This is a genomic window from Acinetobacter sp. UBA2581 (assembly GCF_002339435.1).
Classification (GTDB): Bacteria; Pseudomonadota; Gammaproteobacteria; order Pseudomonadales; family Moraxellaceae; genus Acinetobacter; species Acinetobacter variabilis.
Map to the genome: position 1 here is coordinate 1 of NZ_DDLD01000048.1, position 6,445 is coordinate 6,445.

The 6,445-nt window shown below is 38.8% G+C and carries 3 protein-coding genes and 2 pseudogenes; all 5 read right to left on the bottom strand.

Annotated features, from left to right (window positions below; genetic code table 11):
* Positions 1–357: 357 nt before the first annotated feature.
* Complete coding sequence (locus B3Q46_RS05640) at positions 358–1,125, bottom strand: OmpA family protein (RefSeq protein WP_180069239.1); 768 nt, start codon at positions 1,123–1,125, stop codon at positions 358–360.
* A gap of 1 nt (position 1,126) precedes the next feature.
* The gene (tagF, locus tag B3Q46_RS05645) at positions 1,127–2,086 is read right to left on the bottom strand and encodes a type VI secretion system-associated protein TagF (protein WP_286713941.1); all 960 of its coding nucleotides are present in this window, start codon (positions 2,084–2,086) and stop codon (positions 1,127–1,129) included.
* Positions 2,087–2,128: 42 nt separating this feature from the next.
* Positions 2,129–5,968: pseudogene (tssM, locus tag B3Q46_RS05650) on the bottom strand (type VI secretion system membrane subunit TssM).
* A gap of 34 nt (positions 5,969–6,002) precedes the next feature.
* On the bottom strand, positions 6,003–6,272 hold the full coding sequence (locus B3Q46_RS05655) for a hypothetical protein (protein WP_286713943.1): 270 nt from the start codon (positions 6,270–6,272) through the stop codon (positions 6,003–6,005).
* 95 nt (positions 6,273–6,367) lie between these two features.
* Positions 6,368–6,445: pseudogene (locus B3Q46_RS05660) on the bottom strand (IS1595 family transposase); the annotation flags it as partial.

Genomic DNA, 6,445 nt, shown 5'->3' on the forward strand with positions numbered 1-6,445 from the left:
GCCTGTATATTTTTATGGCTATCCTTATAGGGTTAATTATGAACAGTAAGTGTCAACAGACCCTATCTACTTCGAATAAAAATAGAGATTAAATTTTGCACCAATAAATACATGTTGCCCAAAAATAGAAAATAAATCCTGAGGCGAAAAATCAATTAATTAGCCTAAAAACACATCAAAATAGCGCAGGCTTTTCAAACTTAAATTTCAATAATGCTTATTTATGATGCATTTTCTAACCTTGAGTTCTTTTCTAAATTTTAAAACTCTATATTGTTTCTTTTTTAAGCATAACTTTTTGGCTTATTCTAAAAATCCGTTCATGTTTTTAAATTTTTTGACTACTCGCTCTCCTTATTAAAGCACCTCAAATTCGATCCTACGATTTTTCTTGCGACCTTCCACAGTTGTGTTATCAGCAACTGGTTTATTCGAACCAAGGCCTTCAGTGCTTAAAGATTCTGCCGGAATATTCTTATGAATTAGATAAGTTTTAACCGCATCTGCACGTTGCTGACTCAAGATGATATTTTTATCAGCATCTCCAGAACTGTCTGTATGCCCTAAAATCTTGACCTTTTTTCCACGCACACGTTTCAATACAACTGCCATCTCATCTAAAATCTGCACCCCTGAGGCGGCTAAAATTGCACTACCAGATTCAAATTCAATAATACGATTTTTTAATGCAGCATCAATGATTTGCTGTTCTGCCTGATTCAATGAAAGCTGGGTATTTAAGCGAAAATTTACTGGTGTCAAACTTTGAAATCTAACTTGAGTTGTTTGTATATCTTCAGGATTGGACAATTTTCCTGTCAGCTTAATCTCTGTTCCGTTTACCGTTAAATTGCCCTGTTTCACCTTTTTAAGATCATCATTAATCACTTTCGTTACTGTATTTATCCAGTTACTCGGTGTTGTAACCTGGCGAACCTGAATCTGATCCACCACATTTTGCTGTCCATAGATGCTATAAGCTTTAGCCAAAATCTCAGCCTTTATTTTTTCATTTGGCACTGCCCCTTCAATCAAAATCGGTTGAGCAAAAATCATAAAGCTTGTACTTAGCCCTAAGACACCTATTAGTATTTTTATTGGGTCAATATAGTTCTTTTTTTTCATCTTATTCTTCAATAAATGTTTGTTTAAAAATTTGAATAATATTAGTCAGGCTCATCCGTGGTTGATTCAGTATTTGTTCTAACACTGCTAGTCTTGCATTTTGTTCTAAATAAGGATCAATCCAATCCGTGTGCACCAAGGACACCCAATGCTGACTCTGCATATTTTGATTAAAAATATCGCCTAAAGCCGTACTGTCAGTACCTTGGAAGCCACATAATAAAACCGGTTGATCTGCATGCAACAACCCAATAAATAAATGACTAGACTGTTTCTGTATAAACAGGCTGATCAGATTGATCCAAAATGCAGCGATTTCATAGCTATAGCGCACGTTATGAATAGGTAAAATCAGAATTTTATTTAAACGGGCTGTACCCTGCTGAATAATGGGTTGCAGCAATAATCCGAGTGCAATCAGTGTTTGTACCAGTTCATATACTGAACCCCCCATAAGCCTAGACAGCGAATTCAATGTCTGTGTATCATAAAATTGCTGAACATCTTCAGTACTATATACCGAACTTTGATCGGTTAATTTGCTTAATTTATCCAATAAAATATCCGGATTCTGAATCGAGCGTATCACCCGATTACGCTGATAAAGCTCAATCAGCGTCGGTTTAAATCGGTAAGTTAAATACATCAGGTTTTCATAAAGCTGATGTGTTTCAATAACTTGTCCTAAAACCATTGGAAAATGACGGCCTGAATAATCTTCACTGCTGATCAGATTTGCCACCAAAAACTGACCTACCTGAAGATTGACTAGGAAAAAATCTAAAGATGGCAATTTGGTATAATGCTGCTTGAAATTGTTAGACCGCATCGCATATTCAAGCGCTTTACTGATCCAACGGTCTATAGATTGAATCAGCCCATGCTGGCCTTGGGATTTTAAGAAGTCACCATAAGCTGGGCATTTTCCATAATAAAAAGGCTGGGTCGATAATTTATACATCGCCACTCACCTCAAAATTCTGCTCCCATAAATTGATCCACATCATGGTGCAGTTGCCTCTAACTTTTGCTGGCTAGTCGCCGTCGTTAAAGATGACGTTAACTGACTATTGTTAGTTGCCGATTGTGCAGCAACCACTCGAACTGCCTTGTTTGACATGACCTGATCAACCAGCTGTAAATTGTGATAACCCGCACCTCCTGCAATCGAACTAGAAGTATCTCCACTGACCAGACGGAAATTAACTTTTATTGCTAGGCTCGGCTGCGCTTTGCTCTGCCAAACCATTTCAAAAATATTCCCTTTTTGCTGCCGCTGCGCTGAATCAATCAACCGATTAATACCATATTCACCTGGCTCATCAAAAATGGTATGGGTCTTTCCTTCAAGATCGACTACGCTAATCCGTGCACCCGGAATCGTTCCGGGATTTGGCCAGATAAAATTCACCCATTGTTGAATGCCATTTTCAAACTGCATATGCTGTCCATCAATCTCAATGCTATAGGACAATACATTCGGATTTTCCAAAGGATAGAACTGGAAATTTGACTGATTTGAAGAGATTGCTCTATTCGAACTTTGGTTTAATTCACCTGTAGCGACTCCATGTACAGGCGCAACATAATTTTGAAAATTTGACACAAAAGCAGGATTCAAACCGACGCCTAAATCCTGCCAGGTTTTAGAAGTCAGCTGATAGCCACGACGAATTACTAAAGGATCCAGATATTCTTTTACAAAGCGGGCAATACTGCCATTTTCACCAAAAATCTGGTTAATCTCGGCCGTTGTTGCCTGAAGGCTGGCTTGGCTGCTAAATGGGTATTTATGTGCAAGACTATTGTTAAATGGCTGATAAGCGTGAATCTGCCATAACTTATTGATTTCAGCCTGTGCTGGTGGCATCAGACTCGAAAAGGCCTGTGTCAGTGGTGCGACTAAAATCTTTTGCAGGATTTGTTGATCGAGTTCCTGGCTTCCTGTAGACATTTTTTCAGTGACAAATTTCTGGCTTAAATTAAAGATAGAATTCTGCTCATGAATCGTTTGTCGCAGTAAAGCCATACTCGCTGGACCAATATCTCCTGAACTTTTCAGGTCATTAAACTGACTACGCATCTTGCCCAGTAACACAAGATATTCATCCAGTAATGATTTGTTTTGCAGGTCATCTCGCTGGCGGACAATTTGGTATAGCACCTGAAAATCTTGGGCAATCATGCCTTGAGACAAATGAGCAGCTGAATTTTTTGCCAGATTTTTCTCATCACGTCTTAAAATTTTGCGTTTAAACCAGGCCATGAAACCTTTTTGTGGCATCGCTAATTCCGCTTGAATCATTGGATTATCCCAACTGGTTTCTTTGGCAACACGTTGCAATAAGATTCGGATTGGAGAATGTTCTGTTTCTCCCAGAATATCCATCCGGCGGATCTGCTGATCCATATCGGTAGCTTTAATATAATGAATGCCATTCAAGAACTTACGCCATTCAGCAATATATTCTTTTTTATACATCTCTGTGAGCTGTTTACGGATTTGTTCCGGACTGCCACTAAAACTGAGATCATCAGATTTTGAGACATTCAGTACCCAGTCTTTACTCTCGGTCGGATTTTGTGCCGCCTTTTCAATCGCAGGTTGTACATACTCGTTCCAGGCTTGATAGCTAAAAAAACCCGGTATGGCATAACTACCTAACATCGTGGATTGAGTATCTTGTTCTAGTATCTGCTTTAATGTCAAAGTGGGGTAACGTACCGAAGCACGCATTTTTATCTCGTTATAGACGCGATCTCGTGCCGAAACGCCTGTTGTAATCGCGGTTAAAATCTGACGGCTTTGCTCGACCAACACCGCATCAGAATTTAATTGAGGAAAATGCTGGTGATTGGTTAAGGTCATGGCATAACTTAATAGCTGTTCAGCTTTCTGAATCATCTCGGCACGAGGCATCTCACCACGATGAATATCCAACCAGGAACGCCAGAAACGGGTGACCTGATCACTCAGATGTCCCGCCTCTATATACTGCCGATTACTTAGCATCAAGTAAGTTTTCAAGGCATTATAAGCATCTTGCGGATTCTGCTCAGACGGTTCTGATATCACTTGTTGCACTTGAACAGTCTGCTGTACAGGCACATTGATATAATTGGCTTTCAGATGAGCTTCATTTAATTTGAGCTGTTGTAAGTATTGGGCAATATTTTGTTGTGTGGGTTGCAGTACTAGCAGCTCTATCCCTTTTAAATATTCAGTTTCTAGCTGTTTCCGAATTTGATCACCTTGATAGAGTCCAAAACTGTATTTGTATGGAAGCTGCTGTTCATATTGATCCAATTGTTGTAAATGATCTTGCAAAATCAATAAAGAATCCAGCTGGGTCGAGAGTTCATGACCAGATTGCTGATGCAGCTGCACAACTTTATTTAAATCAGTCTGGATTTCGCTCATTAGTTGCTGGTTATTACGATATGACCAGATCCATAAACTGAGTACAATTGCAACTGTCAGCAGAGTGCCTATAAACCCGATAAAACGCTGACGTTTACGCAGCGGGTTAATCTGTTGTTTAACCAGATTTTTATCTTTTAAAATCACTTCTGAAAACAGGTTTTTTAGAAAATATCCATGATCTTGAGATATCGATCGTGTAGGTAGACCAAATTCACCATCTTCATTTTGAATCAGGTGAAAATCTTCAGCAATCTGTTCGGTTTTTGGGCTTTCAATGGTTCCTTCCTGCAGGGCACTGGTAAAGTAAAAGCCACGAAAGACCGGTTCAAACTGGTAAGGATTTTCCTGAAATAGGGCTGAAATAAAGGTTCTTAATACCGGTTTTAAACTTTTAAACTCAAGCGGAAAAGTCATTACACTTGGTGAAATATATTGCGAATGACGACGTGACAAATGGGTATGACTGACATTTTTTAGACCGTCATATAAAATATTATAATGCTTTTCAAAGAGCTGAACCGCATTCTCACTGGACTGAGGATCGTAGGCTAAGGTAGCACCCCAGGTCTGATTGAACTCATGCTCGCTATAACAATCAAAAAATTCAGTAAAGCCGGCAATCAGATCCATTTTAGAAAAGATCAGATACACGGGTGTCACAACTTCTAAACGTTCAGTCAAGTCCTGAATCCGGGCACGCAATTTTTTTGCCAGTTGAATTGATTTATCTGGGCTCTGGCTCACCAGTTCAGCAATGCTGACAATGACAATTAGCCCATTAATTGGTGCTTTGGAACGACTCTTTTTTAGAATATTGAGAAAACCCAGCCATTCGGAATGATCTTCGCTATATACTGAATAACGTCCGGCTGTATCCAGTAAAACACCGTCTGTAGAGAAAAACCAGTCACAGTTTCGTGTACCACTTAAACCAGCAGACACCGTTTTACGATGGGTTTCTTCAAACGGGAAATTTAATCCAGAATGATAAATCGCTGAACTTTTTCCTGCTGCCGGATTGCCAATGACCATATACCAAGGCAACTCATAAAGGGCCGCATTGCCTTTACGATCCCCCAATTTAGATTTTCGGAGAAGTTGGATTGACTGCTTCATTTGCTGATTAATCAGTTGCAGTTCTTCCTTATTTTTATATTTATTTTCTGCTTCAGCATTTTTGGACATGGCCTCAGCTAGCGCCTTACCCTTTTTGCCATGGCGATAGCGTTGAATCAACTCGTAAATTCCTCAGCCAACCAGAACAGTAATATAAACAGCTGCCAGACTCCAGAATACCCGATCAGATACGGTATTCTTCATCGAAATCAGAACAACTAAGAAAGATAGGGCCATGATCACTTTAGGATGAGTGACATATTGCCAGACATAACCTAGGACCGTATAAATTAATGTATTCACTATAATCTCTAATTATTCTATTTTTTTTTGTTATTTATGCGACTAAAGCTGTTGCTTCAATTTTTTCTAAATCTTTATTTTCACAATAAATATATGTGTTTTCCTGTTCCAGGCTATAGGTCATCGTAATGATATTGTTTCGCATTTGTGTCACTAGCATCATCCCAAAAATATGTCCTAAACATTGCGTATTTCCTATAAAAGATTGGATATAAATAAAAAATTCTGAATGAACTCCAATCGGAATAAAAGTTTGCTGTAATTGATTAAGATTTTTGGATTTTTTTGTTCCATCTAAGAGCAATACAAAGGCCTGTTCTTTTTCGATCTGGCCAGCTAAATCTAACTGCTGCTCAGTTAAATAATTTTGGCTCTAGACTAGCAGATTTACACTTAATTTTACCTAATGAGGTTCCACAGCTCAGTTGCTAACTCATTAGGTTCCCTCATCCAACGCCATTCAGTTTCTTTAAGATG